Source organism: Brevibacterium oceani (assembly GCF_013623835.1).
GTDB lineage: Bacteria > Actinomycetota > Actinomycetes > Actinomycetales > Brevibacteriaceae > Brevibacterium > Brevibacterium oceani.
This window is the reverse complement of the sequence record NZ_JABKDE010000005.1, coordinates 57,127-82,617: the sequence shown is the minus strand read 5'-3', so window position 1 is coordinate 82,617 and position 25,491 is coordinate 57,127. Positions and strand designations below refer to the sequence as shown.

The 25,491-nt window shown below is 66.1% G+C and carries 21 protein-coding genes; 12 read left to right on the top strand and 9 right to left on the bottom strand.

Features of this window, described 5'->3' with window-relative positions; translation table 11 throughout:
* Window positions 1-135: 135 nt before the first annotated feature.
* Genes HK401_RS12320 through HK401_RS12305 form a run of 4 tightly spaced genes read left to right on the top strand, consistent with a single transcriptional unit; the run spans window position 136 to window position 2,739 of the window.
* Window positions 136-984: a ribonuclease FAU-1 family protein gene (locus tag HK401_RS12320; protein ID WP_181274968.1), complete on the top strand. Its 849-nt coding sequence runs from the start codon at window positions 136-138 to the stop codon at window positions 982-984.
* A gap of 48 nt (window positions 985-1,032) precedes the next feature.
* The gene (gene curA / locus HK401_RS12315; protein WP_181274967.1) at window positions 1,033-2,055 is read left to right on the top strand and encodes an NADPH-dependent curcumin/dihydrocurcumin reductase; all 1,023 of its coding nucleotides are present in this window, start codon (window positions 1,033-1,035) and stop codon (window positions 2,053-2,055) included.
* Window positions 2,056-2,093: 38 nt separating this feature from the next.
* A complete protein-coding gene (locus tag HK401_RS12310) occupies window positions 2,094-2,399 on the top strand; it encodes a nucleotidyltransferase family protein (protein ID WP_181274966.1) in 306 nt (101 codons plus the stop codon).
* A 34-nt stretch (window positions 2,400-2,433) separates the two neighbouring features.
* Window positions 2,434-2,739: a HepT-like ribonuclease domain-containing protein gene (locus tag HK401_RS12305; RefSeq protein WP_181274965.1), complete on the top strand. Its 306-nt coding sequence runs from the start codon at window positions 2,434-2,436 to the stop codon at window positions 2,737-2,739.
* Window positions 2,740-2,760: 21 nt separating this feature from the next.
* On the opposite strand, the gene HK401_RS12300 is transcribed toward HK401_RS12305, so the two are convergent.
* The 5 genes from HK401_RS12300 to HK401_RS12280 form a co-directional block, all read right to left on the bottom strand.
* Window positions 2,761-4,206 carry a rhamnulokinase gene (locus HK401_RS12300; protein WP_309135980.1) on the bottom strand — a complete coding sequence of 482 codons (1,446 nt, stop codon included), beginning with the start codon at window positions 4,204-4,206 and terminating at the stop codon, window positions 2,761-2,763.
* Between the two features lie 14 nt (window positions 4,207-4,220).
* Window positions 4,221-6,257 (bottom strand): bifunctional aldolase/short-chain dehydrogenase, encoded by a 2,037-nt coding sequence (locus HK401_RS12295; protein WP_181274963.1) that lies wholly within the window; start codon window positions 6,255-6,257, stop codon window positions 4,221-4,223.
* A 106-nt stretch (window positions 6,258-6,363) separates the two neighbouring features.
* Entirely contained in the window at window positions 6,364-7,533 is a 1,170-nt protein-coding gene (gene rhaI, locus HK401_RS12290) for an L-rhamnose isomerase (protein WP_181274962.1), read from the bottom strand.
* Between the two features lie 15 nt (window positions 7,534-7,548).
* Window positions 7,549-7,899 (bottom strand): L-rhamnose mutarotase, encoded by a 351-nt coding sequence (locus HK401_RS12285; protein WP_181274961.1) that lies wholly within the window; start codon window positions 7,897-7,899, stop codon window positions 7,549-7,551.
* Window position 7,900: 1 nt separating this feature from the next.
* A complete protein-coding gene (locus HK401_RS12280) occupies window positions 7,901-9,238 on the bottom strand; it encodes an MFS transporter (RefSeq protein WP_219921920.1) in 1,338 nt (445 codons plus the stop codon).
* A gap of 211 nt (window positions 9,239-9,449) precedes the next feature.
* On the opposite strand from HK401_RS12280, the gene HK401_RS12275 reads away from it, so the two are divergent.
* Window positions 9,450-10,457, top strand: coding sequence for a LacI family DNA-binding transcriptional regulator (locus HK401_RS12275; protein WP_181274960.1), 1,008 nt, complete (start codon window positions 9,450-9,452; stop codon window positions 10,455-10,457).
* 18 nt (window positions 10,458-10,475) lie between these two features.
* Here HK401_RS12275 and HK401_RS12270 read toward each other — a convergent pair whose 3' ends face one another.
* A complete protein-coding gene (locus tag HK401_RS12270; RefSeq protein ID WP_181274959.1) occupies window positions 10,476-11,477 on the bottom strand; it encodes an asparaginase in 1,002 nt (333 codons plus the stop codon).
* A 53-nt stretch (window positions 11,478-11,530) separates the two neighbouring features.
* Here HK401_RS12270 and HK401_RS12265 point away from each other — a divergent pair, with 53 nt between their 5' ends.
* The 7 genes from HK401_RS12265 to poxB all read left to right on the top strand — a co-directional run bounded on the left by HK401_RS12265 (window position 11,531) and on the right by poxB (window position 22,503).
* On the top strand, window positions 11,531-11,995 hold the full coding sequence (locus HK401_RS12265; protein ID WP_181274958.1) for an MmcQ/YjbR family DNA-binding protein: 465 nt from the start codon (window positions 11,531-11,533) through the stop codon (window positions 11,993-11,995).
* Between the two features lie 130 nt (window positions 11,996-12,125).
* A complete protein-coding gene (locus tag HK401_RS12260; RefSeq protein WP_181274957.1) occupies window positions 12,126-13,589 on the top strand; it encodes a DUF3375 domain-containing protein in 1,464 nt (487 codons plus the stop codon).
* A complete protein-coding gene (locus HK401_RS20740) occupies window positions 13,586-14,449 on the top strand; it encodes a DUF4194 domain-containing protein (RefSeq protein WP_258234180.1) in 864 nt (287 codons plus the stop codon). Before HK401_RS12260 ends, HK401_RS20740 begins: the two co-directional genes overlap by 4 nt.
* Entirely contained in the window at window positions 14,446-17,823 is a 3,378-nt protein-coding gene (locus HK401_RS12250; protein WP_181274956.1) for an ATP-binding protein, read from the top strand. The genes HK401_RS20740 and HK401_RS12250 overlap by 4 nt, the downstream gene beginning before the upstream one ends.
* Entirely contained in the window at window positions 17,820-19,313 is a 1,494-nt protein-coding gene (locus HK401_RS12245; RefSeq protein WP_181274955.1) for a Wadjet anti-phage system protein JetD domain-containing protein, read from the top strand. Before HK401_RS12250 ends, HK401_RS12245 begins: the two co-directional genes overlap by 4 nt.
* On the top strand, window positions 19,300-20,466 hold the full coding sequence (locus HK401_RS12240) for an MFS transporter (protein ID WP_219921919.1): 1,167 nt from the start codon (window positions 19,300-19,302) through the stop codon (window positions 20,464-20,466). The genes HK401_RS12245 and HK401_RS12240 overlap by 14 nt, the downstream gene beginning before the upstream one ends.
* A 321-nt stretch (window positions 20,467-20,787) precedes the next feature.
* Window positions 20,788-22,503, top strand: a complete 1,716-nt coding sequence (gene poxB / locus HK401_RS12235) for a ubiquinone-dependent pyruvate dehydrogenase (protein ID WP_181274954.1) — start codon at window positions 20,788-20,790, stop codon at window positions 22,501-22,503.
* A 224-nt stretch (window positions 22,504-22,727) separates the two neighbouring features.
* On the opposite strand, the gene ribH is transcribed toward poxB, so the two are convergent.
* The 3 genes from ribH to HK401_RS12220 form a co-directional block, all read right to left on the bottom strand.
* Entirely contained in the window at window positions 22,728-23,198 is a 471-nt protein-coding gene (ribH, locus tag HK401_RS12230) for a 6,7-dimethyl-8-ribityllumazine synthase (protein ID WP_181274953.1), read from the bottom strand.
* Between the two features lie 192 nt (window positions 23,199-23,390).
* The gene (ribA, locus tag HK401_RS12225; protein ID WP_181274952.1) at window positions 23,391-24,767 is read right to left on the bottom strand and encodes a GTP cyclohydrolase II; all 1,377 of its coding nucleotides are present in this window, start codon (window positions 24,765-24,767) and stop codon (window positions 23,391-23,393) included.
* The gene (locus tag HK401_RS12220) at window positions 24,760-25,488 is read right to left on the bottom strand and encodes a riboflavin synthase (protein ID WP_181274951.1); all 729 of its coding nucleotides are present in this window, start codon (window positions 25,486-25,488) and stop codon (window positions 24,760-24,762) included. The genes ribA and HK401_RS12220 overlap by 8 nt, the downstream gene beginning before the upstream one ends.
* Window positions 25,489-25,491: the final 3 nt, after the last annotated feature.

Below are 25,491 nucleotides of genomic sequence, written 5' to 3'. Positions count from 1 at the left end.
CTCTATGACGTGGCTGGGCACGGTCAGGCGGGCGGTATGCCCAGGCAGGGCAGAGCGAGGATGCCGGTTCCGGGGGCAGGCGGAACGGACATCGGCCCTCAGCGGGCGTGCATGACCGCGGCATAGACTGCCCGCATGAGCTTGCGCGATCCTTATCCGGTCACCGCTCCCGCGCAGGTCAGGCCCGTCGGCCAGGGGCCGTTTCGGGCACCCGGTGAGACCGTGACCTGGACGTTTCGTCGGTTCGACTTCGACCGCGACCTCGCCGAGGTGGCCCGACCGATGCGTGTCATCGCCGATGGGCCCGAGAGTCTCGTCCTGTGGCTATCCGGCGGCACGCCGACTCAGGAGACCCGGATCGTCGGATGGGAGGACGCGAATCCGCACGACGTCCCGTTGGCCGCACGGTTCCGGCCACCCGCCGAGGCACCGACCCGGATCAACGTCGACGGGACCTGGCACGGACGCGGAGTACTGAAGATCGTTCCGCCGCAGGTGCCGTTCTCCGTGTGGGTGCTGCTCAAGGACGACGAGGCTGCTGCTCCCGGAGGTGCAGTGTCCGGCGGTGGCAACTCGGTGCGTGCCGAGTGGTACGTCAATCTCGAAGCCACGCACATGAGAACCGATGATGCCCTGTTCACCAGCGACCACATCCTCGACATCACCTTTCCCGTCTCCTCGCTGCCGCTGCACACTCCTGACGGCGGGTTCGACGTCACCGGGGCGGTATTCAAGGATGTCGATGAACTCGCCGCGGCCGCGAACTTCGGGGCCTGGCCGTCCGAGTGGTCGGAGATCATCCGCGCCAATGGTGCGGAGCTGCTCGACCACCTCGGCGATTTTGCGTGGGCCTTCGACCCGCAGTGGGAGACGGTGGCGCGCGGGCTCGTGAATGGGACGGACGAAAAGTCTGGGCCAGAAAAATCGTTCGATCAGGAACATCGATCGATCCCGAATGGTTGCTATGACAGACAGTTCCGATGACGCCGACGTGTCGATGACACGGATCATCCGATGAAAGGAAACAGCCTGATGACGACCAATCACAGGGTTCGCCTGAACTCCCGTCCCGTGGGCGCGCCCACGGCCGAGAACTACCTCCTCGACGAGGTGCCCGTACCTACCCCGGGTGAGGGTCAGGTCCTGCTGCGCACCCTCTACCTCTCGCTCGATCCGTACATGCGCGGTCGGATGTCGGACGCGAAGTCCTACGCCAAGCCCGTCGAGGTCGGCGATGTCATGGTCGGCGCGACCGTCGCCGAGGTGGTCGAATCGAACTCGCCCGACTTCGCCGTCGGCGACATCGTCCTCGGCTACGGCGGATGGCAGGAGTACTCGGTCGAGTCGACCGGACATCTGCGCAAGATCGACCCGGAGCTCGCACCGATCTCCACCCACCTCGGTGTGCTCGGCATGCCCGGATTCACCGCGTACGCGGGCCTCCTTGAGATCGGTCAGCCGAAGGAAGGCGAGACAGTGGCCGTGGCCGCCGCCACCGGACCCGTCGGTTCGGTCGTCGGTCAGATCGCGAAGATCAAGGGTGCGACCGCGGTCGGCATCGCCGGCGGGCCGGAGAAGGTCGCGCACCTGAAGGAACTCGGTTTCGACGTGGCCCTCGACCATCGTTCGGGCAACCTCAAGCAGGAACTGAAAGATGCGGTCCCGCAGGGCATCGACGTCTACTTCGAGAACGTCGGCGGAGACGTCTTCAACGCCGTGTTGCCGAGGATGAACACCTACGGTCGCGTTCCCGTCTGCGGGCTCGTGGCCAACTACAACCTCACCTCCCTGCCAGAGGGGCCCGACCGTTCGGGTGCGCTCATGGGTCAGATCCTCACGAAGTCGCTGCTGGTCCGCGGCTTCATCCAGTTCGAATTCGCCGAACGGCTCACCGGTCAGTTCCTCACCGATATGAGCGGCTGGCTCAAGGAGGGTAAGGTGCGGTTCCGCGAGGACATCCGCCCGGGACTCGAGAAGGCCCCCGAGTACTTCAACGACCTGCTCACCGGCGGCAACTTCGGCAAGATGGTCGTCGCGGTGGGTGCCGAAAGCTGAGGCTGTCGGTTCTTATGCCGAAGTGAGAAAATAGTCGTATGGAATCCGCAATCGAGATCGATGCCGACGCCGTGGCTGAACTATGCCGCGAGTACGGTGTCGCTCGATTGCGGATCTTCGGCTCAGCGGTAACAGGCGAATTCGACCCGGCTTCGAGCGACGTCGACTTCATCGTTGATTTTCTACCCGAACACACGAATCTCTTCAGCGACTATTTCGGTCTGCGTGAAGGGCTGACCGACCTACTAGGTCGAAATGTGGACTTGGTCGTGGGCCGTTCCATGCGCAACCCCTACTTCAAGCAGTCCGCACTGAGCAGTGCTCGCGATGTCTTTGTAGCCTGACTCAAGAGCCTGGCTGTGGGACGCAGTTGCGTCGATGAACGCTATGACAGGGTTCGTTTCCGGGATATCCGACCTCGAGTCATTCGCCGAGAATCTGTTGGTTCGCTCTGCTGTCGAGAGACAGTTGGAGCTCCTCGGAGAAGCGTTGAAGAAGTTTCGTGGTGCTCAACCTGAGCTGGCAGACCAAGTACCGAACATTCATCGGATCATCGGCATGCGAAACGTGACTGCGCACGAGTATGGCGAAATCGACTATGGGTTTGTGTGGTCAACTCTGCGGTACGAGATTCCTCAACTGCTTCCTTCAATCGAAGAATTCTTGCAAACTGAAGGCGGCTAGCGAACACATCAGCTGCCGATTTCAGGACGGCGAGTATTCGACGACCGGGAACGAATTCCGAACGATCTGTCGCAGATCAGCTAGGGAGGCGTCCTCTGAGACCTGGCCGACCGCCCGGGCCTGGACGAGCAGGTTGCCGATCGCAGTCGCTTCAACAGGGCCGGCGATGACGCGGCACCCGGTACGCTCGGCGGTCAGTCGGCACAGCAGTGAATTCTGTGACCCTCCGCCGACGACGTGGATCGTCTCGACCGTTCTGCCGGTCAGTTCTTCGGCAGTCGAGATCGTCGAGGCATAGGCGGTGGCGAGCGATTCGAGGATCGAACGGACCACCTCGGCTCGGGTGCGCGGTGGCTCCTGACCGTGTTCGACACACCAATCGCGGATGCGGCTGGGCATATCCCCGGGTGGGGTGAAACGGTCGTCGGACGGATCGAAGACGGCCACCGGTGCCTCGACTTCGGCCGCCTCGGCGAGCAGAGTCTCGAGGTTTGAGCTGCGCTGGGCGTCAGTGGCATCCTGCTCCCACTGACGCATCGATTCGCTCAGCAGCCACAGTCCCGAGACATTCTTGAGGAACCGGACCGTGCCGTCGACGCCGCCTTCGTTCGTGAAGTTCGCCAGTCGGGCTTCTTCGGTCACGACGGGAACGTCGATCTCGAGACCGACCAGGGACCAGGTCCCACTGGAGATGAATGCGCAGTTCGGCCCCTCCATCGGAACGGCCACCACCGCCGAGGCGGTGTCATGGCTGCCGACGGCCGTGACCTGGATCGGTGCGCGAGCGCCGAGACGCTCCGCGACCGGCTCGGTGAGTTCACCGAGGCGCTCGCCGGGGGAGACGAGTTCGGGCAGTAGGCCACAGGGCAGTTCGAGCCGATTCATCAGGTCGACATCCCAGGTGCCATCCGTCACCGAGAGCAGACCTGTGGTCGAGGCATTCGTCAGCTCCGTTCGCATCTGATCGGTGAGCCAGAAGGCGATGAGGTCGGGGATGAGCAGGGCGCGGTCGGCGAGGTCGAGGAACCCGTCTTCCGCTTCGACCGCGAACTGGAAGACGGTGTTGAAATCCAGATGCTGGAGGCCGTTGTGGGCAAAGAGTTCTGCTGGTCCCATGCTGTCATGGACGATTTCGACACCGCGCAGGTTCCTTCCGTCCCGATAGTGATGCGGGATGCCGAGCAGTCTTCCGTCCCACAGCAGCCCGTAGTCGACGGCCCACGAGTCGATGCCGATGCTGGCGAGACCCGGACTCGCGCTGATCGCCTCTCGCAAGCCGTCGCTCAGGCCAGCGAAGAGAGATTGGATGTTCCAATGCAGACTCTCGCCCACCATCTGCGGCGCATTCGGGAACCGCGCGACGTGCTTCATCTGCAGCACACCGTCTGTGACCCCGCCGAGGATGACGCGACCACTCGTGGCGCCGAGGTCGACGGCCGCGAGCGTGAGTCCAGTGGGCCTGTCCACGGTTGAGCCCGACATCACCGCAGGAAGGCGGCGGCGACGCCGGCGTCGACGGGCACGTGCAGACCGGTCGTGTGCGAGAAATCGTCGGTGCACAGAGCGAAGACGGCATTTGCGACGTTCTCCGGAACGACCTCACGACCGAGGATGGTGCGCTGGGCGTAGAACTTCCCCAGATCCTTCTCCTCGACTCCATACGTCTTTGCTCGCTGAGCACCCCAGCCTCCGGCGAAGATGCCGGATCCGCGGACGACTCCATCGGGGTTGATCCCGTTGACGCGGATGCCGTGTTCGCCGAGCTCGGCGGCGAGCAGACGCACTTGATGGGCCTGGTCGGCCTTCGTCGCCGAGTAGGCGATGTTGTTCGGCCCTGCGAACACCGAGTTCTTCGAGGAGATGTAGACGATGTCGCCGCCGAGGCCCTGGTCGACGAGGATCCGCGCAGCGTTCTTCGACACGAGGAACGAGCCCTTGGCCATGACGTCGTGCTGGAGGTCCCAATCGGCCTCAGTCGTGTCGAACAGCGACTTCGACAGAGACAGTCCGGCGTTGTTGACGACGAGGTCGATTCCTCCGAACGCGAGCACCGCCTCGGCGAGAGCCGACTGCACCCCCGCCTCGTCGGAGACGTCGGCGGCGACACCGATGGCGACATCGGAGGAACCGAGCTCCGCGGCGGCAGCCTCGGCCTTGTCACGGTCGAGATCGGCGATGACGACGCAGGCGCCTTCGGAGGCCAATCGTGTGGCGATCGCCTTGCCGATGCCCGAAGCGGCACCGGTGACGAAGGCGACGCGAGAGGCCATGGGCTTCGGTGCTGGCTTCCGCTTGAGCTTCGCCTCTTCCAACGCCCAGTACTCGATGCGGAACTTCTCGGCTTCGGAGATCGGAGCATAGGACGACAGGGCTTCAGCCCCGCGCATGACATTGATGGCGTTGATATAGAACTCCCCTGCCACTCGTGCGGTCTGCTTGTCCGCGCCGTAGGAGAACATGCCGACGCCGGGGACGAGGATGATGGCTGGGTCGGCTCCCCGCATGGCCGGGGAATCCGGTTCCGCGTGGCGATCGTAATAGGCCTGGTAATCGGCTCGGTAGGCCTCGTGCAGGCCGGGGAGCGCTGCGATGATGTCGTCGACCGAGGTGGCCGCGGGCAGATCGACGACCAGCGGTTTGACCTTCGTGCGCAGGAAATGGTCGGGGCAGCTCGTGCCGAGTTCGGCGAGGGCGTTGAGCTTGTCGCCGGCGAGGAACTCGAGCACGGCGGGATCGTCGGTGAAGTGACCGACCATGGTCTTATCCGCCGAGGCGAGCCTGCGCAGGTGCGGCGCGAGTGCGGCCGCTTTGACCCGGCGCTCGTCGGTCGGCAGGCCGGCGTAGTCCGGCCGGACCGGGCCGAAGGGGTCGGGGCGGCCGTGCTCCTCGATGTAGCGTGCCGCAGTGTCGATGATCCAGCGTGAGTTCTCCTCGGATTCCGCCGAGGTTGCTCCCCATGCCGTGATCCCGTGACCACCGAGGATGGTGCCGATGGCCTGCGGGTTCTCCTTGCGGATCGCGGCGATGTCGAGGCCGAGCTGGAAGCCGGGCCGACGCCAGGGCACCCACACGACCCGGTCGCCGAAGATGCTCTGCGTCAGCGCCTCGCCGTCGGCGGCGGTGGCGATCGCGATGCCCGAATCCGGATGGAGGTGGTCGACATGTGCGGCGTCGACGAGACCATGCATCGCGGTGTCGATCGAGGGTGCTGCCCCACCCTTGCCGTGCAGGGTGTAGTCGAAGGCCGCGACCATTTCGTCTTCCCGCTCGATGCCCGGGTAGGTGGTCTCCATAGCCCGCAGTCGGTCGAGTCGGAGAACCGCCAAGCCTTCGGGGGTGAGCGTGCCGAGATCGCCGCCCGAGCCCTTGACCCACAGCAGTTCGACTTTCTCACCGGTCACCGGGTCGAGGTCGGTGCCCTTGGCAGAGGTGTTGCCGCCGGCAAAGTTCGTGTTGCGGCGGTCGGCCCCCAGTGAGTTCGAGCGGGCGATGAGTTCGTTCACTGTCGGGTTGGTCATGGTTCTCCTCGGAGGATGGTGCGAATGGCGAAGTGAATGGCGGGTGGGGGAGGGGCTGCTGGCGGGGTGCCCAGGAATCGTCCGGGGCACCCCGGTGTGTTTTGGATCAGGCGCCCCAGCCGGCCTGGGTTCCGCCGACGCGGTCGGCGGCGATCTGCTGCTGGTAGCCGGAATCGCGGAAGGCGCGGATCGGGTCGGCGGGCAGACCGCGGGAGACTCTCCACTCCGCCAGATCCGGGCGAACGTCGGTGTAGAAAGCATCCATGAAGATGTCGTTGGCAGTGATGACATCACCGGCCCTCTGAGCCTCCTGCAGTGCCTCGGTGTCGATGAGGAGTGCCCGGGCGGTCATCTCCTGAACGTTGAGCACCGACCGGATCTGGCCTTCGATCTTGTTCTCCACGTTGTGGCACTGGTCGAGCATGAACGCGACGTTCGGGTTGTTGAGGCCCCCGCCGCGGATCACCTCGTGGATGATGCGGAAGAGCTGGAACGGATCGGCGGCACCGACCATGAGGTCGTCATCGGCATAGAACCGCGAATTGAAGTCGAAGGAGCCGAGCTTGCCCAGCCGCAGCAGCTGCATGACGATGAACTCGATGTTCGTTCCCGGCGCGTGATGTCCGGTGTCGAGGCAGACCATCGCCTTCTCGCCGAGGGCGGCCACTTGGGCATAGCTCGTACCCCAGTCGGGGACATCCGTGTGGTAGAACGACGGTTCGAAGAACTTGTACTCGAGTACCAGCCGCTGTTCGTCGCCGAGGCGGTCGTAGATCCTGGTCAGCGAGTCGTGGAGTCGGTCCTGGCGACCCCGCATATCAGCCTGGCCAGGATAGTTCGAGCCCTCTGCCAGCCAGATCTTGAGATCGCGCGAGCCTGTGCGGTCCATGACATCGATGCATTCGAGATGATGATCGATCGCCTTCGTCCGGATCGCCTGGTCTTCATGAGTCAGTGCGCCGAACTTGAAGTCATCGTCCTGGAAGGTGTTCGAGTTGACGGTGCCGAGTCGGACCCCGAGATCCTCTGCGTGCGTGGCCAGTTCGTCGAAGTCGCAGAGGTCCCAAGGGATGTGCAGTGCCACCTGTGGGGCGAGGCCGGTGAGTTCGTCGACCTTGGCGGCGTCGGCGATCTTCTCGAACGGGTCCCGTGGGGTGCCCGGGGTGCCGAAGACCTTGAACCGGGTGCCGGAGTTGCCGAACGCCCACGACGGCAGCTCGATCGCCTGCGCGGCAAGCTGGTCGGTGATATCGGAGAAGGTGCGGGGTGTGCTCATGGGAGTCACGGTTCCTTACTGTTGCTGAGGTGCTGAGTACTTGGTGAGTTGATCCTCGAGGTGGAAGACCTCGCGCAGCTGTTCGGGGCCTGCGTCGAAGGATCCTCCGGCAGCGAAGTACGGAGACATCGACTCCTGCCAGGCGGCATTGATCTCCGTGAGCTCCATGCCCTTCTGGGCTGCTTCGTAGTCGTCGGTCTCGAGGTAGCCGATGACCATGCCTGTCGGATCGGCGAACAGAGAGTAGTTGCGCCATCCTGTCTCTTCGAGGGCCTCGAGCATCTCCGGCCACACTGCTCGGTGGGCGGCGATGTAGTCAGCGAGACGGGCGGGGTCGACCTGCATGCGGAAGCACACACGTTCCATCTCAGGGCTCCCTGACCGCAGGGGTGCCGTCGGGACGAATATTGCCTTCGGCCACCTCGGTGGCGTGATCAGCATCGAGAAGTCGTCCGTAGCGTTCGATCTCGATCTCTTCGAGGGTCTTGTTCTGCGTCTTCGGTGCCCAGATCATGCCGATGAGCAGGGCCGCGATGAGTAGGCCGAGGATGAGGACGCCGACACCATGGATGCCGGTCTTCTCGAGCATGAGGGGGAACCACAGGGAGAGGACGCCGACCATGACGCGCACGGTCATGAACATGAAGCCCTGTGCGGAGGCCCGGTAGCGGGTGGCGAAGAGTTCGGCCGCCCACAGTCCGTAGAAGGCCTGAGCGCCGATACCCGAGGAGATGCCCCAGCCGATGGCGAAGGTCAGCAGCGAAAACCAGCCGGCCGGTCCGTAGATGAGAACGGCCCATGCGATGACGCCGAGTCCGGCGCCGAAGCCGTAGAGCCACTTGCGGGAGACCTTGTCCCCGTAGCGCATGAAGCCGAAGAACGTTGCGGCACTGGTCAGGCCCCAGACGAGGACCTGCAGGAGGTATTGGGAGCGGGCATCGGTGAGTCCGGTGGCTTCGTAGATGCGTGGCTGGAAGATGCCGGCCTGCCCGGCCACGGTGTTCCAGAGCCCGTAGACACCGATGAGGAAGAGGAGAGCGGTGAGATTCTTCTTGTTGGCGAACATTTCGAAGAAACCGCGGTAAGTGCTGACGCTGTTGGGATTCGCATTCTTCTCCGTCCACCGGCGCGACTCGGCCAAACCGCGACGGACCCACCAAGTGATGAACGCGATGACGAAGAGATGGGCGAAGATGATGCGCGAACCCAGCAGGCCCATGGGCTCGAGCAGTGCAGCGAGCAGGAAGCCGATCATCGGCCCGATGGACCAGGCGAGCTGGGCCACACCGACGTGACCGGCGCGACGACCGTCGGGAGCCTCTTCGGCGATGTAGGTCCATGCGGCGGTGACGCCGGCTCCGACGGCGATTCCGGTGAGGACGAAGCCGATGAGGAGCGAGGTGAAGTTGAGAGCGAAGATCGCGAACAGCGTGCCGAACATGTACAGCAGAAGGTCATAGGTGTAGATGAACTTGCGGCCGTAGCGGTCGCAGAGCGGTCCGCCGATGGCGGCACCGATGGCAGCGCCGAACGCATTGGCGCTCAAGGCGCTGAGCAGGCCGACGGCCATGCTGTCGAGGCCGAACTCGGTCTGCCACAGGCTCATGCTCGTGGCGATCGCGATGATCGAACCGGCCTCGATGTAGTTCGACATGGCCACGGCGACCGTGGCCTTCCATTTGGACGACGTCGTTGTGTCCCTCATAGGTTCCTCCGGGATTGATCGGGTTCGCGACTCTGCGTTGCCGACGATGAATTGAAACGTTTCAATATTGTTGTTGGGAACACTAGCATGTCGTCCTGATCACATCAAGGCGGTGACTGATGCAGGGCTTGTGCCGCCGGTATCGGGCACAATGAGACATGTTCCTGCCCGTGGTGACTGTCAGCCCGGGTGCCGGTTTCGAAGGAGGCTCATGGCGAAAGTGAGTATGCGTGAGGTCGCCGATCGCGCCGGAGTCTCCGTCGGAACCGTGTCCCATGTGGTCAATGGCTCGTCAAGGGTGGCGGCGTCGACCGCCCGGAAGGTCAATGAGGCGATCGATGAACTCGGCTTCGTTCGCAATGCCGCAGCGAGGCAGCTGAGGTCCGGCCACAGCAGCAGTTTGGGGCTCGTCGTGCTCGACACGTCCAATCCGTTCTTCGCTTCGGTTGCGCATGGCGCCAGACAGGCGTGTGATGAGGCGGGACTGTCATTGCTCATCGGTGATTCGGGAACCGATGAGGTACGGGAATCGAAGTATGTCGACCTGTTCGCTGAACAGCGGGTCAACGGCCTGCTTGTGACGCCGACCGGCTCCGATCTGTCCCAGCTCGAATCCGTCGCCGGTCGGGGGACGCCCGTCATGCTCGTCGACCGTGCCTCGAGAGGCTACGCACTGTCGTCGGTGACTGTGGACAACGTCGCCGGAGGTCGGATGGCGCTCGACCACATCCTTGCCGGCGGCTGCACGCGCCCGGCCTTCATCGGGGGGCCGCAATCGCTGCCGCAGGTCGCTGACCGCTTGCTCGGAGCTCGAGGGCGTGCGGAGGAATCAGGGCTCGAGCTGCCGGTGTTCGGCACCGAGGAGCTGACCATCCTGGCCGGTCGGAATGCGGGAGAGAAGGTCGTTGCTCTGCCCGATGGCGAACGACCCGATGCGGTCTTCTGTGCCAACGACCTGCTCGCCGTCGGCTTCATGCAGGCGGTGCTCATGTTCAGCGATCTGAGGATCCCCGACGACATCGCGATCGTCGGTTACGACGACATCGACTACGCGTTCTCGACGATCGTCCCACTGACCTCCGTGCGACAGCCGGCCGAGCTGCTGGGGCGGACGGCGGTCGAGACGCTGCTGCAGGAGAACGCTTCTGTTTCCCATGAGCACCACGATCGAGAATTCACCCCCGAACTCGTCGTTCGCGGCTCGACCCGTCCGATCTGAGGAGCCGAATCCCGCTGACTACCCGAAGTGGGCGAACACCTCGGCGGGGGTCAGGCCGAAGCTCAGCGCCAGAGTGAGCACGATGCGAGCCTTGCGGGCATCGAGTATCCCGGCGGGTACGAGTCCGGTCTCGATCAGACCGATCTCGCCGCCGGGGTAACCGTAGGTTCGGTGCAGGCTGGCACCCGAGCCGGTGCGGGAAGCGAGTACGACGGGCATCGACTCGGCCAATCGGGCCACTGCAGGCAGCAGCTCGGCGGGGACATGTCCGCCGCCGACGCCCGAGAGCACGGCACCGGCGAAGTCGGACCCGGCGAAGAGATCAAGGGTCTCTGTCGGCTCACCCATCCCCACCTCGGCGAGGGCGACCGTCGCCAAACGTTCCGGACGGGTCAGTCCCGCGAAGGGCGACTGCACGGCGCCCGGGGCGTGAGGAAGGTGGAGGTCGTCCTCGCTCAGCCAGCCGATCGCGCCGAGCACGGGCCCGGAGGAGAACGCCGCCGTCGAGGTGGTGTGCGACTTCGTGACGAACCTCGGATCGTGGACTTCGTCATTGAACACGAGCGTGGCCGGCAGACCTGCGACCTGCTCGGACAGGGCGGTGAGCGCAGCAGCACGGACGTTCGCCGGACCATCGGCACCGGGCAGGGTCGGATTGCGCATCGCCCCGGTGACGGCGATGTGGGTGCCCGAATCATTGAGCAGCCAGAGCCCGAAAGCCGACTCCTCGAGGGTGTCGGTGCCCTGCGTGAGTACGATGCCGTCGGCCGAGCTCGTGCGGGCGAGCTCGACGACGTCGAAGAGCATCTCGAGGGTGACATTCGCACTCGAGACCTGAGCGACCTGCGTGAAATCGGCCTGCAGATTCGGCCACACCTGATCGAGCCCAGCGGCCGCGGCGATCTCGGCGCCGCCGAGGGCAGGGGCAACCCCACCTGCGGCATTGGCAGTCGAGGCGATCGTTCCGCCGAGGGCGGCCAACAGCAGGTGAGGGGCGGTCTGCGAAGAGGTCTCAGGCATGATTCGAGTCTAACGTCAGTTCTCATGTCACAGCCGTCTGCTAACCTCCACGCATGGATCCCGATACCGTGCTCCGTCTGGCCCATGAGCAGGCCATGCAGTACCCCTCTGTCGAGATCGACCATCCCTTCGGGCCGGAGAACACCGTGTACAAGGTGCGCGGGAAGATGTTCATGATGGCCTTTCGGCTGCGCGGGATCCCCAGCATCAATCTCAAGATCGATCCCCTCGACGGTGAGGTGCTCCGAGACGCCTATGCCGAGATCACTCCGGGCTATCACATGAACAAGAAGCACTGGATCACCGTGGCAGGCGGCGGGGACGACGGAAGTGAAGGGGAAGCGGCGGACGAGCCCGACGACGAGGATGGGAATGGACAAGAGCCGGGGGAGCGGTTCGACTCCGACCTGCTCCATGATCTCGTTCTCGAGTCCTACTGCCTCGTCGTCGCGAAGATGCCGAGGAAGGATCGCCCCGTCGACCCCGTGACCTTCGGCGGGAGGGATGCAATGGACTGACGAGAGGCAGGCGACGGGCCGACGAGGAGAACGCGATGGACTGACGAGAGGGATGCCTTGACCTGAACACGGCGCGGGCCGAGTGACCGGGAATTGGCGCGCACCCGCCCGGGCATTGAGAATAGTTCCTATGTCCGCCCTGTCTTCCGCGCTCGCCTACCGGCGACTGCTCGAGTCGAATGCCACTCTGCGCATGCTCCGGGCCGACAACCTCGCCGTCATGGCCGGAACCCTCGACGCCCACCTGGGCCGTCCCGGTACCCGGGTGAACACCGACGACCTGCATGAGAGCATCGACGCCGATCTCGAAGAGCTCCGTGACCATTTCGACCTCTCGCTGCGCACCGCGAAGGCGTACTGCGACGACTGGCGACGGGCCGAGATCCTCGTCCGCAGACCCGCCACCGGGGCGAGGGGCGAGACCTACGAACTCTCCGCCGCCGGCTTCGACGCCATCCGCATGCTCGAACAGCTGCGCACCCCACCGCAGACCGCGACAGAATCCCGGCTGGTCAGCCTCGCCCAATCCGTGCACCAACTGGCCATCGACACCGACCCCGACAGCTCCCGCAGGCTTGCGTCCCTGCGCGCCGAACGCGACCGCATCGACGCCGAGATCGCCCGCGTCCGCCGCGGCGACCCCCGCTCCGTCGTCCTCGACCGGAGGCGAGCGAACGAACGCGTGAACGACATCCTGCAGCAGGCACAGGGGCTACCCGCCGACTTCGCCCGCGTGCGCGCCCGCTTCGAAGACCTCAACCAGGAGCTGCGGATCTCGATCCTCGCCGCCGAGGACTCCCAATCCCAGGTCCTCGACGAAGTCTTCCGCGGCGTCGACCTCATCGAATCCTCCGACGAAGGCCGCACGTTCTCCGCATTCTCCGCCCTCGTCCGCGACCCCGAACAGTCCGCGGCCTTCGACGACGACATCGCCGCCATCCTCGACCGCGACTTCTCCGCCGCCCTGGACCTGTCCACCCGTCGCTCCCTGCGCACGCTGATGCGGCAGATGAAAGACGGCTCCCACGAGGTCTCCGACATCCTCACCGAATTCGCCCGCGGCCTGCGCCGCTACGTCCATTCCCACGAATTCCAGCGCGACCGGGTCATGCGCACCCTCCTCCAAGAGGGCCTGGCCGCAGCGGCACCGGTGTCACAGGAACTCAAGCCCTACGACGAGGTCGGCATCGACCTCGAACTCTCGAGCGTGTCCCTCGGCAGCGTCGGAGAGGTCATCCTCCACGACCCCGAGGAGTTCAACGCCGGCGACGAACTCGGCGAGGCCGCCGACTCCGAGATCGACTTCGCCGAACTCATCGCCGTCGCCCGCGAATCCGAGATCGACTTCGCCGAGCTCACCGAGAACATCAACTCCGTCGTCACCTCCGCCCACGAAGCCTCCGTCGCCGAGGTGCTCGAAACCTTCCCCGCCACCCAGGGCCTCGCGAGCGTCGTCGGGCTGTTGTCCCTGGCCAGCACGTACGGCCACGTCGATCACGACAACCGCGAAATCCTCACCTGGTCCGGCATCGACGGCATCGCCCGCACCGCCGCGATCCGCCGCCACTACTTCATCGAAGGCATCACCCTATGAGCCCCACCGACCACGTCGAACCCACCACCGAGGCGACCGCCGGCGACGGTGCCCACCCGACCTCACCGGCCGGTGACGGCAGGACCTCCACCGAGGTGGGAGCCGCCTCGGCGAGCGAATCTTTCGGGGACGGTGCCGACCACAACCCGTCCGGGCTGTGGTCCGGTGACACCGGGACTCTGGGGGAGCGGACCCGGCGCGTGCTGCTCGAGCTGCTCAAGGGCCCCTACGTCTCCGGAGTGCAGAGCCCGCAGCTGTGGGCGGCGCTCGTGGCCGATGAAGGGCTCGTCCGCTCGCGCCTGCACGACCTGTTCCTCGACCTCGTCATCGACCGCGTCGACGAGTTCGCGTTCACCCGCAAGATCGTCACCGACGAGATCGACGCTCCCGCCGCGGTACGCAGCGAACGGCTGACCTTCCTCGACACGGCCATGCTCCTCGTGCTGCGGCAGCTGCTGCTTGCCGCGCCCGGAGAGAAGCGCGTCATCGTCGACCGCGACGAGGTCTATGAAAGGCTCGCGATCTACCGCACCGGCGATGAATCGACGTTCCAACGCAACCTCAACGGCGCGTGGTCGCGGATGAGCAACCGGCTGCGCGTGCTGCACAAGGCCGGTGAAGATCGGTTCGAGATCTCCCCGATGGTGAAGTTCCTCATCGACGAGGACCGCGTGCGTGAGCTCATCGACGTCTACGAACGCATCGCCGCAGGTGAGACCGATGTCAGCGAGGATCTCGGCGACGGCGTCGCTGATACGGGTGCCGGTGCTGATGATGGCGCTGGCGCCGAGGATGAGGCAGTCACCGAGTCGGACTCGGACTCCGACACGAAGACCGACGCCGAGGAGGACGACGCGTGACCGAGGCACTCTTCCCACTCGATGCGGCCTTCGTGGCCGATCAGGCGCGCGCCCGCGGGGCGAACCGTCCCGACGTCGGCAGCCAGTGGCGGCTGAGCGAGATCCAGATCGCGAACTGGGGCACCTTCGACTCCGATATCCACCGCATCCCCGTCTCCCACAAAGGCCACCTCATCACCGGACCCTCCGGGTCCGGCAAGTCCTCCCTCCTCGACGGCATCGCCGCCGTGCTCACCCCGGACAAGTGGCTGCGCTTCAACGTCGCCGCCCAGACCGCAGGAGCCAGGCTCGATCAGCGCAGCCTCGTCAGCTACGTCCGCGGCGCCTGGACCCGGACCGCCGACACCGAGGAAGACCGGGTCGTCAGCAAATACCTGCGTCCCCGTGCCACCTGGTCGGGCATCATCCTCCGCTACGACAACGGCACCGACCGCCCGCTGTCCCTGGCCCGGCTCTTCTTCATCAAGGGATCGGGTACGAAGACGACCGACCTCTCCGACGCCTGCGTGTGGGAACGCGGCGAACTCGACCTCGCCGAACTCCAGCACTACGCCCGCTCCGGGCTCGAAACCCGCAGACTCAAGGCCGATCGGCCCGATGCCGTGGTCACCTCCAATGGACATCACGGAAAGTTCTACGCACGGATGCGCAAGACCTTCGGCATGGCCGACGAGTCCGCCCTCCAGCTGCTGCACAAGACCCAGTCGGCCAAGAGTCTCGACAGCCTCGACCGGCTCTTCCGCGACCACATGCTCGAGACCCCGGCGACCTTCGACCTCGCCGACACTGCCGTCGCCCAGTTCGGCGACCTCAAGGACGCCCACGACCACGTCGTCCAATTGCGCAAACAGCGCGACCACCTGCTGCATCTGCGTGAGGCCGCCGCGAGCTTCGAAACCGCCAACGACATTGCCGCGAAGTCGATCGCGCTGAGCGAATCCCTGCTGCCCTACCAGAAGCGCCGCGAACTCGACATCCTCCGCACCGACCTCTCGGCACTGACGAGACGGATCGTCGAACTCGAAGTCACCGCCGACCGGGCCGGGCGCGATTACGCCGCCGCCGTCGACGAATACGACCTCGCCAGACGAGCCACCCTCGAACTCGGCGGGTCGGAGGCCGAACATCTCCAGCAGCGCATCGACACCGCGGAGACCGAGCGCCGCGCCATCGCCGAACGTTGGGCGTCACTGGCCCGCCAACTCGAACAGGCCGGCATCGACTCCGCCCCGACCACAGCCGCGGAATTCGCCGAACTCCAGGCCCAGATCGCCGCCAGCCTCGACGACGACACTCAGGTCACCGGACCCAGCCACGCCGACCACGACCGGTTCTCCCAGGCCCGCGCCCGAGTCCGCGAACTCGAAGGCGAGATCGAATCCCTGCGGCGCTCAGGCTCGACCGTGCCGAACAACCTCATGGCGATCCGCTCCGAACTCGCCGCCGGCACCGGACTGAGCGAGAAGTCCCTGCCCTTCGCCGCCGAACTCATCGAGGTCGACCCCGACCAGGCGCGATGGACCGGAGCGATCGAACGTGTACTCCGTCCCATGGCGCTGACTGTCCTCGTCCGATCCGAGAACCTCTCTGCCGTGCGGACCTGGGTCGACGCCCACCACATCCGCGGACGCCTCGTGTTCGAGGAGATCCCACACACCGTGCCTGGCCCCCGTCCCGTCGGCAGTGAGAGATCCCTGGTCAACAAGGTCCACGTGTCCGACACCGGGTTCGGGGACTGGGTGAGGTCCACCCTGTCCGAACGCTTCGACTTCGCGTGCGTCGACGACCCCGACGAACTCGACGACCACCCCCGCGCCGTCACCGTCAAAGGCCAGATCAAGACCTCACGCACGCGGTATGAGAAGGACGACCGCCGTCGCATCGACGACCGCAGCCAATGGGTCCTCGGCGACCGGGAAGCCAAGCTCGAAGCCCTCATCGAATCGCTCAAGGAAGCGCAAGGCGAGCTGGCGGAAGCCGAACAGGTCGTCGCCGCCGCTGACGCCGAGACCGCGCAGGCCCACCGCCGCCGCGGCATCCTCGCCGGTATCCGCGAACAGGCCTGGCGCGACGTCGACCGGGCCGGTGCGGCCGAGAAGGTCGCGACACTCGAACGCCAGTTGGCCGAACTCGAAGACGCCGACGGTGACCTGCAGCAGGCGATCGGTGTCGAACGCGAGGCGAAGACGACCAAGGACGCCGCCGAGACCGCACGTTCCGAGGCCGACTACGCCCTGCGCCGGGCCAACGAGGAATCGACGGGCCTGCGCTCGGGCATCACCCGGATCGAGGACGACGTCAACGCCGGTCGCATCGCGGAGGTCGACGGCCACCTCGGCGAGGAATTGGATGCACGGTTCCGGAAGATCCAACGCAGCATCAAACGGGAGAACCTCGCCGAGGTGGGGCAGCAGGTCTCGCAGACTCTGCAGGAGGAGAAGGACCGGGCACAGGCCGAAGCGAGCCGGGCCGGTCAGTCCGTGACTCGGTTGGCAGCGGAGTTCAAGGCCGCATGGCCGTCGGTGTCCTCCCAGCTCACGGCCGAGGTCGACGATCGGCGAGCGTATCTCGCGATGCTCGATGAGATCGAAGCGCACGGTCTGCCCGATCACGAGAACCGGTTCCGGGAGCTCCTCCAGCAGCGCTCACGCGACCTCATCGGCGAGCTGCTCAACGAGATCCACGCGGCCCCGCGCGAGATCGAAGACCGGGTCGCCCCGATCAACTCATCCCTGCTGCGGTCGCAGTTCGACGAGGACCGGTATCTGCGGCTCAAGGTCAAGACCCGCAGGTCGGAGACCGTCAACGCCTTCATCGCCGACCTGCGCTTCGTCGCCGCCGGCAGCTGGGGTGACGACGATATGGTCACCGCGGAGAGGAAGTACGACACGTTGGCCGAGGTGATGCGCCGATTCGCCTCGAGCGAGCACGTCGACAAGGTGTGGAAGACCCAGTGCCTCGACACGCGACTGCATGTGTCTTTCCTCGCCGAGGAGATCGACGACCACGGGCGGGCACACGCGACCTACGATTCGGGCGCGGCGATGTCCGGTGGGCAGCAGCAGAAGCTCGTGATCTTCTGTCTGGCCGCGGCCCTGCGCTATCAGCTGGCGGACCCGGACGAGGCGATCTCGAAGTACGGCACGATCATCCTCGACGAAGCCTTCGACAAGGCCGACACCCGGTACACGCGGATGGCGCTCGACATCTTCATCGAGTTCGGGTTCCACATGGTGCTCGCCACCCCGCAGAAACTGCTGCAGACGATCGAACCCTATGTGGGAGCGGCGACCTCGATCGAGAACCCGAGCCGACAGAAGACCCTGACCTCGACGATGGTGTGGGACGAATTCGAGGAGCCTGAGGGCCGATGACCATGCTCTCCGTCGCCGAGGCCAGAGCGAAGGCGCGCAAGCGACTGACCTCGTCGATGGCTGAGTGGGCGGCGGAGGCGGTCGCTGAGGTGCGAGTCGAGATCGCCCTCCATCCGCCGACGGAGAAGCAGGTTCTGACCGATCAGGCTGCCGCCGCCGACTGGGCCGCGAGCTGGCGGGCCGTGGAGGCTGGGGCAGCTTCGGCGAGGGCCGCCGAGGCGAACGCTGTCACGACGACGGCCGCCGAGGCGAATGCCAGCGAGACGCAGTCCGTCGGAATCCCGACCTCGGGACTCGAGATCGACTGGGAGGAGCGCAACTGGGCCCGGGTCGGTCGCCAACGCGTCCCCATCCGACTTCGGTTGACCACCCCCGACGTGGTGGCCGCCTTCGCCGGCGGCGACACCGCCCGAGACTGGCGGAGACTGCGTGACCGCGCCGCCGCGATCCGACAGCGGTTTGGGGAGGTCGGCGGAAGACGTGCCGGCGACGCGGATCGGGACGACTATGCGGGTCGGGACGTCGATGCGAGTCGGGACGGTGACGGGGAATTGGTCGGCGAGGCGCTCGCTGCGGCCGTCCGGTCGCAGGCGAAGCGGATTCTCGGGCTCAGCGACGCGTCCTTCGCCACCGTCATCGCCGTCGTCGACTGGTTGCGAACCCACCGGCTCGGTTCGCTGCGGCCACGGCAGCTGCCGATCCGCGGCGTCGACTCGAAATGGTTCGAGAGCCACCGCAGCCTCGTCATCGCGCTCCTGGCCGGGATCGGGCACGCCGATGCGGTGAGTGTCCTCGACGCCGAACCGCGACTGCGGCTGCGCATCCTCGACCCGGCGTTGGTCTCCGGCGCGGGATCTGGCGAGGCCGCCGCTGACTCAGACACCACTGCCGCCCCCGCGCCGACCGGCGTTCTCGACGACATCACCGCACCGATTTCGCAGCTGAGCGGCCTGCCTCTGGCCCCGAAGCTGGTCTTCGTCTTCGAAAACCTCGAATCGGTGCTCGCCATGCCGGCCTGGCCCTCGGCCGTCGCCGTCCACGGCTCCGGCTACGCCGTCGACCAGGTGACCCGACTCGACTGGATCGCCGTCGCCCGCGTCCTCTACTGGGGTGACCTCGACTCACACGGCTTCGCGATCCTCAACCGCCTGCGCAGCCGCCTGCCCGGAGTCGAATCCGTGCTCATGGACGAAGCGTCCCTGCTCGCACACGCAGACCTGTGGGTGCCCGAACCGAAGCCGCACACAGGAACGTTCGCGCAGCTGACCGGCAGCGAAGCCCGCACACTCGATCGTCTCCGCACCGAAGGCGACGTCCGCCTCGAACAGGAACGCATTCCCTGGGAGACGGCATTGGGCCGGCTGCGGACCGCTGCCGGCGACGCGACGGAGGGCCACCTCGGCGAGGAGGAACGCGACCGCGGTGAACGCGACGATGGGTCCACGGACACGCAGGGCCACCTCGGCGAAGGATCCGATGATCACCGATAGGCCACGCGGGGGACTGGCTGCGCTGTGCCTGGCCGAGTTGGTCTGCTGGGGCCTGCTCTACTATTCGCTGCCGGTCGCGGTCACGCCGATCTCGGCGGACATGGGGTGGAGCCACACGACGGTCACGGCCGCACTGACGCTCGGCCTCATCGTCTCCGCGCTCATGGGACCGACGGTCGGGCGGATGCTCGACGACCGTGGCCCGCGGCTGATCATGGGCACGGGCACGCTCGTCGGGGTCGCCGCACTCGGGCTCGTCGCAATCGCCCCGAACCTCCCCGTCTTCTTCGCCGCCTGGGTCCTCGCCGGCTTCGCTCAGGCCGCGACTCTCTACCCGCCGGCCTTCGCCATCATCACTCGATGGTATGGAGAGGAACGGACGAAGCCGCTGACGACGATCACGCTCGTCGGCGGGCTCGCCTCGACGGTGTTCGCCCCGATCATCGCCTGGCTCATCGATGCACTCGGCTGGCGGGGGACCTATGCGGTCCTCGCCGGGCTGCTCGCTGTCCTGGCGCTGCCGATGCACCTGTTCTTCCTCAACCGGACATGGACCGACGAGGCTGCCGGACGCGCCGAGCGACCGAGCCGGACCCAGCTGCGCACGGTCACCCGCCATCCCCGCTTCATCACCCTCCAGATCGCCGTGGCGATCGCAACGTTCACCCTCTTCGCGGTGACGATCAACATCATCCCGCTCATCATCGAACGCGGGGCCGGCTACAGCCTCGCCGCCCTCGCACTCGGACTCGTCGGCTTCGGACAGGTGGCCGGACGCTTCGGGTACCCGAACCTCGAGAGGCACACTTCGACGCGCACACGCACCGTCATCCTCTTCGCTTCCGGCGCGGTGGGACTGTGGCTGCTCGCCTTCATCCCGGGACCGGTCTGGCTGCTCATCGGCATCGCCATGGTCACCGGGGGAGTGCGCGGATGTATGACGCTGCTGCAGGCCACGGCGGTCTCCGACCGGTGGGGCACGGAGAACTACGGGGCCATCAACGGCGTCTTCGTCGCACCGATCACCGCGGGCACTGCACTGGCCCCGGTGGCGGGTCCGGCGTTGGCCGGAGTGCTCGGCGGATACCCGCTGATGGCGGTGGCCATGGCAGGACTGCTCACCCTGGCGACGCTGCTGTCCGCGCGGACGTGAAAGCGCGCTCAGATCTGACAAGTCCGTGGCCGCATCGGCTGAACGTGTAAAGAATCTGCCGGATTCTTTACGCGTTTCGGAGACATGGAAAATCGCTTGTCATGTTCTTCGGCACTGATCGAGTGCAGGTGCGGACGTTCCGACGGGCCACCTCGGTGAGGTTGCTCCCGCGTATTCCCGCACGCAAGCGTGAGGAATCGGACAGCCTCGGTGCGGGTGTGCGGGGCTAGACTGAAGGCGAGGTCAAGGCCCCATCGCGGGCAGCCCCTGCCGGGATCCGTGGCAGCGCCCCGGCGCTCGTGTTTCAACGGAAGGAATGACATGCCCACCGTCGCCAGAAACATCGTCGATACTCTCGTATCCAGCGGAGTCAAGCGGGTCTACGGAGTCCCCGGAGACTCGCTCAACGGCTTCACCGATGCGTTGCGGGTCAACCCTCAGCTCGAATGGGTCCACGTCCGCCACGAGGAGGCTGCGTCCTTCGCAGCCAGCGGTGAGGCCGCCCTGACCGGCGAACTCGCGGTCTGCGCGGGCAGCTGCGGGCCCGGCAACCTGCACCTCATCAACGGCCTCTTCGACGCTCAGCGTTCACGGGTTCCTGTGCTCGCCATCGCCGCACAGATCCCCAGCGACGAGGTCGGTTCGAACTACTTCCAGGAGACCCACCCGACGGAGCTGTTCCGCGAATGCAGCGTCTACGTCGAAAACGTCGCGTCGGCGGAGCAGATGCCTCGTCTGCTGCGCATCGCCATGCGTGAAGCCGTCGAGAAGCGCGGCGTCGCCGTCCTCGTGATCCCCGGTGACGTCGGATTGAGTGAGATCGATGCCGCCGCCGAGGTGGTCAGGGCCTACCCGTCGCACATGACCCCCGCCGACTCCCAGATCGAGGCTGCGGCGAAGGCTCTGAACAAAGGCAAGAAGACGACCATCCTCGCCGGTGCCGGCACCGAGGGCGCCCATGATGAATTGCTCGCCATCGCCAAGAAGCTGCAGGCGCCGATCGTCCATTCGCTGCGCGGCAAGGAGTTCGTCGAATACGACAATCCCTATGACGTGGGTATGACCGGGCTGCTCGGATTCTCCTCCGGCTATGCCGCGCTCAAGGACTGCGACACGCTCCTCATGCTCGGCACCGACCTGCCTTACCAGCAGTTCTACCCCGAGGACGCGACCGTTATCCAGGTCGATGTGCGCGGCTCTCAGATCGGTCGTCGCACGAAGGTCGACATTCCGCTCGTCGGGACGGTCGCCGACACCGTCGAGGTTCTGCTGCCGCAGATCAAGCCCAACCGCAGCAGCACACATCTCAAGGCGCTGACCAAGCACTATCAGAAGACCCGCAAGGATCTCGACGAACTGGCCACACCGTCGAAGCGGACGATCCACCCGCAGTACCTCACTCGACTCATCGACGAGATGGCTGATGACGATGCGGTCTTCGTCCCCGATGTCGGATCCCCCGTGGTGTGGGCGGCCCGCTACCTGACGATGAACGGCAAGCGCCGCCTCATCGGCTCCTTCAGCCACGGCTCCATGGCGAACGCCCTGTCCCAGAGCGTCGGTGTGCAGGCGGCCTTCGAGGATCGGCAGACCATCGCGCTCGCCGGCGACGGCGGGCTGACGATGCTGCTGGGCGAGCTCATCACGCTCACCCAGAACAAGCTGCCGGTGAAGACGGTCGTGTACAACAACTCCTCGCTCAACTTCGTCGAGCTCGAGATGAAGGCCGCCGGCTTCGTCACCTTCGGCACGGACCTGAAGAACCCCGACTTCTCCACCATCGCCGAGGCGGTCGGAATCAAGGGCTTCCGTGTCGAGAAGTCCAAGGACCTGCCGAAGGTCGTCAAGGAATTCCTCGCCTATGACGGGCCCGCGGTCCTCGACGTCGTCACGGAACGTCAGGAGCTGTCGATGCCCCCGTCGATCACGGTCGAGCAGGCCAAGGGCTTCGCCCTCTACGCCATCCGCACGGTGCTCTCGGGCAAGGGCGATGAACTCATCGACCTCGCCCGCACGAACCTCCGCCAGCTCTTCTGAAGCTGAGCCGGCGGTCGGCTGAGGGCCGAGGTGCGGAGGCAGAGCTTCCTCACCGCAGTCAGTCCGCTTGACGGTTCCAAAGAGCAACAAGTGGGTACAGAATGCCAATTTGGGGGTCCAAAGTGGCATTCTGTACCCACTTGTTGCGCTGAGAGGGCGGATCGGCCCTCTCAGCTCAGCTCAGCCTGGCGCGGGGAGCTCCACTCAGCTCAGGCGAACGAGCCTCAGCCTCGCGGGTACGGGGCCAGCGCCTGCGCGGTGACCAGCGCCGCGGTCATCGCCTCGTGGCCTTTGTCCTCCTGCGAGCCTTCCAGCCCGGCGCGGTCGAGCCCCTGCTGTTCGTCATCGCAGGTGAGCACGCCGAAGCCCACGGGTTTGCCGGAGTCGATGGCCACTCGGTTGAGGCCGTCGGTGGCTGCCTGGCAGACATAGTCGAAGTGCGGGGTGCCGCCACGGATGACGACGCCGAGAGCGACGACCGCGTCGAAGTGCGGGGCCAGCCGGGCCGCGGCGACGGGCAGTTCGAAGCTGCCGGGCACGCGGACGAGGGTGGCGTCGGCACCGGCCTCGGCGGCGGCGCGTTGAGCCCCGTCGACGAGTCCGTCCATGATCTGGGTGTGCCAGGAAGCGGCGACGATGGCGACGCGTAGGTCGGCGGCATCGACGGTGAGTTCGGGTGCTCCGGAATGGGCCATGATGGTGTCCTTTGTTCAGGGCTCAGAAGAGCCGGTTGTGGCGATTCGGGTGGGCCGAATGCGTCCGTTGTAAGAATGGGCAGTGCGCGGAGGTGTCGTCGATGCGAGTCCGTGCGGCTGTGCGCGCAGAAGCGGCGTGCGCAGAAACGGCGCGCGCAGAAGTGGCGAGCGACCGGAAGATGAGCAGCCGCCTCAGCTGGCGACGGCTCCAGGGGAGACTGCCTCGGAGGACTCCGCACCCGGAACCGGCGCACCTGGAACTGCCGTACCCGAAGCAGGCGTCCCCGTGACCGACGGCAGGGTCAGCGCATGGTGCATGCGTTCGCGCTTCGTCGCCAGGTAGTGGGTGTTCTCCGGGCGGGCGGCGACCTCGAGCGGCACGACCGCCTCGACCGTGATGCCCAGTTCCTCCAACGCCGCGGTCTTCGCCGGGTTGTTCGTCAGCAGGCGGATGCGCGTGAGCCCGAGCGAGCGCAGAATCGACGCGGCGGCCCGGTAGTCGCGGGCGTCATCGGTGAACCCGAGGTCGAGATTCGCATCCACGGTGTCCCGCCCCTGATCCTGCAGAGCGTAGGCGCGCAGCTTATTGCTCAGCCCGATCCCCCGCCCCTCATGCCCGGTGAGATAGATGACCGCCCCGCTCTGCTCGGTGATGAGCTTGAGCGCCCGGTCGAGCTGCTCCCCGCAGTCGCACCGGTGCGAACCGAACACATCCCCGGTCAGGCACTCCGAATGCACCCGCACGAGCGGAGCTGGGCCTGCCGGATCCGAATCGAGGGAACCCGCGAACACGCCGAGGTGGTCGTGCCCGTCGATCGTGAATGCGCGCGCCCGCAGGCTCCCGTGCTCCGACGGCAGAGGAACCTCCTCCGTCGCATTCAGGGGATCGCCGCCCGAAGCCGCAGACTCGCCGGCTGCGCCCGCGGACTCGCCGCGCGCATCCCGCTCCTCCAGATACGCGATGAGCTGTTCGATCGAGACCATGACCAGCCCATGGGCATCGGCGAAGTCGCGGACCGCGTCGAAGCGCATCATCGATCCGTCGTCGTAGACCACCTCGCCGATCATGGCCACCGGCTGAGCACCGGCCAGGCGTGCGAATTCCACTCCCGCCTCGGTGTGGCCGGGACGTTCGCGGACACCGCCGTCCTTCGCGATGAGCGGGAAGATGTGACCGGGCCGCGAGATCGCCGCCGAGTCCGGGTCGGCGGCGGCGAGCACCCGGCCGGTCTGCGCGCGTTCGGCGGCGCTGATCCCGGTCGTCACTCCCACGGCATCGCAGCTGACGGTGTACGCGGTGCCCTTGGGATCTTCGTTGTCGACGACCATCGGCGGCAGCCGCAGGGCGGCGGCACGGTCGCCGGTCATCGGGGCGCAGATGACGCCCGAGGTGTGCCGGACGAAGAATCCCATCGTGTCCGCATCGGCGAATTCGGCGGCCATGATGAGGTCGCCTTCGTTCTCCCGGTCCTCGTCGTCGACGACGAGGATGGGCCTGCCCGCGGCGAAGGCGGCAATCGCCTCCGCGATCGGGTCGAGGCGGCTGGCGTGAGCGACTGAGTCAGTCATGATCGGCTCCTTGCTGTGTGCGGTTGTGCGTCGGCGCTGATGAGTTCGCCGAGGTGGGGCCGGGGTCGGCGGGGACCCCGGAGTCGGTCTGGGCGCCGTCGCCGACGCGGAAGGACAGGAGGCGCGCGGTGTACTTCGCGAGCACATCGACCTCGACGTTCACAGCCGCGCCGACCTCGAGTTCGCCGAAGGTCGTGTGGGCGAGGGTGGCCGGGATGAGGCCGACCTCGACCCAGGACGCCGATTCGCTGGGTTCGGACACCGCGGTCAGAGTCAGGGACACTCCGTTGAGGGCGATGGAGCCCTTGACCGCGGTCAGCGGGGCGAGCTCGGCGGGGATCGCGATGCGCAGCGTCGACCAGTCTGATCGGTCGATGCGGTCGAGGAGTTCGCCGCGCCCGTCGACGTGGCCCTGGACGACGTGGCCGTCGAAGCGCCCCGAGGCGGGCGTACAGCGCTCGAGGTTGACCCGGTCTCCCGTGGTCAGGGTGCCGAGTCCCGTCAGGCGCAGGGTCTCGCCCATCACCTCGGCGGTGAAATGACCGGGCGTCGCCGAGGTGGCCCTCCGTGTCGAGGTCAGACAGACCCCGTTGACGGCGAGGGATCCGCCGAGGTCGAGGTCGGCGACGAGTTCGCCCGCGTCGATAGTGATCGCGGCCGAATCGTTTGTGTACTCGATAGCCTCGACGGTGCCGAGTCCTTCGATGATTCCGGTGAACATGTG

What these genes read in the sequence shown, in the direction of transcription:
- HK401_RS12280 (WP_219921920.1), bottom strand. Translation starts at nt 9,238, where the DNA reads ATGAGGGACACAACGACGTCGTCCAAATGGAAGGCCACGGTCGCCGTG.
- HK401_RS12320 (WP_181274968.1), top strand. Translation starts at nt 136, where the DNA reads ATGAGCTTGCGCGATCCTTATCCGGTCACCGCTCCCGCGCAGGTCAGG.
- HK401_RS12220 (WP_181274951.1), bottom strand. Translation starts at nt 25,488, where the DNA reads ATGTTCACCGGAATCATCGAAGGACTCGGCACCGTCGAGGCTATCGAG.
- HK401_RS12310 (WP_181274966.1), top strand. Translation starts at nt 2,094, where the DNA reads ATGGAATCCGCAATCGAGATCGATGCCGACGCCGTGGCTGAACTATGC.
- rhaI (WP_181274962.1), bottom strand. Translation starts at nt 7,533, where the DNA reads ATGAGCACACCCCGCACCTTCTCCGATATCACCGACCAGCTTGCCGCG.
- ribA (WP_181274952.1), bottom strand. Translation starts at nt 24,767, where the DNA reads ATGACTGACTCAGTCGCTCACGCCAGCCGCCTCGACCCGATCGCGGAG.
- poxB (WP_181274954.1), top strand. Translation starts at nt 20,788, where the DNA reads ATGCCCACCGTCGCCAGAAACATCGTCGATACTCTCGTATCCAGCGGA.
- curA (WP_181274967.1), top strand. Translation starts at nt 1,033, where the DNA reads ATGACGACCAATCACAGGGTTCGCCTGAACTCCCGTCCCGTGGGCGCG.
- HK401_RS12245 (WP_181274955.1), top strand. Translation starts at nt 17,820, where the DNA reads ATGACCATGCTCTCCGTCGCCGAGGCCAGAGCGAAGGCGCGCAAGCGA.
- HK401_RS12285 (WP_181274961.1), bottom strand. Translation starts at nt 7,899, where the DNA reads ATGGAACGTGTGTGCTTCCGCATGCAGGTCGACCCCGCCCGTCTCGCT.
- HK401_RS12240 (WP_219921919.1), top strand. Translation starts at nt 19,300, where the DNA reads ATGATCACCGATAGGCCACGCGGGGGACTGGCTGCGCTGTGCCTGGCC.
- HK401_RS12270 (WP_181274959.1), bottom strand. Translation starts at nt 11,477, where the DNA reads ATGCCTGAGACCTCTTCGCAGACCGCCCCTCACCTGCTGTTGGCCGCC.
- HK401_RS12275 (WP_181274960.1), top strand. Translation starts at nt 9,450, where the DNA reads ATGGCGAAAGTGAGTATGCGTGAGGTCGCCGATCGCGCCGGAGTCTCC.
- HK401_RS12295 (WP_181274963.1), bottom strand. Translation starts at nt 6,257, where the DNA reads ATGACCAACCCGACAGTGAACGAACTCATCGCCCGCTCGAACTCACTG.
- HK401_RS12260 (WP_181274957.1), top strand. Translation starts at nt 12,126, where the DNA reads ATGTCCGCCCTGTCTTCCGCGCTCGCCTACCGGCGACTGCTCGAGTCG.
- HK401_RS12265 (WP_181274958.1), top strand. Translation starts at nt 11,531, where the DNA reads ATGGATCCCGATACCGTGCTCCGTCTGGCCCATGAGCAGGCCATGCAG.
- ribH (WP_181274953.1), bottom strand. Translation starts at nt 23,198, where the DNA reads ATGGCCCATTCCGGAGCACCCGAACTCACCGTCGATGCCGCCGACCTA.
- HK401_RS20740 (WP_258234180.1), top strand. Translation starts at nt 13,586, where the DNA reads ATGAGCCCCACCGACCACGTCGAACCCACCACCGAGGCGACCGCCGGC.
- HK401_RS12305 (WP_181274965.1), top strand. Translation starts at nt 2,434, where the DNA reads ATGAACGCTATGACAGGGTTCGTTTCCGGGATATCCGACCTCGAGTCA.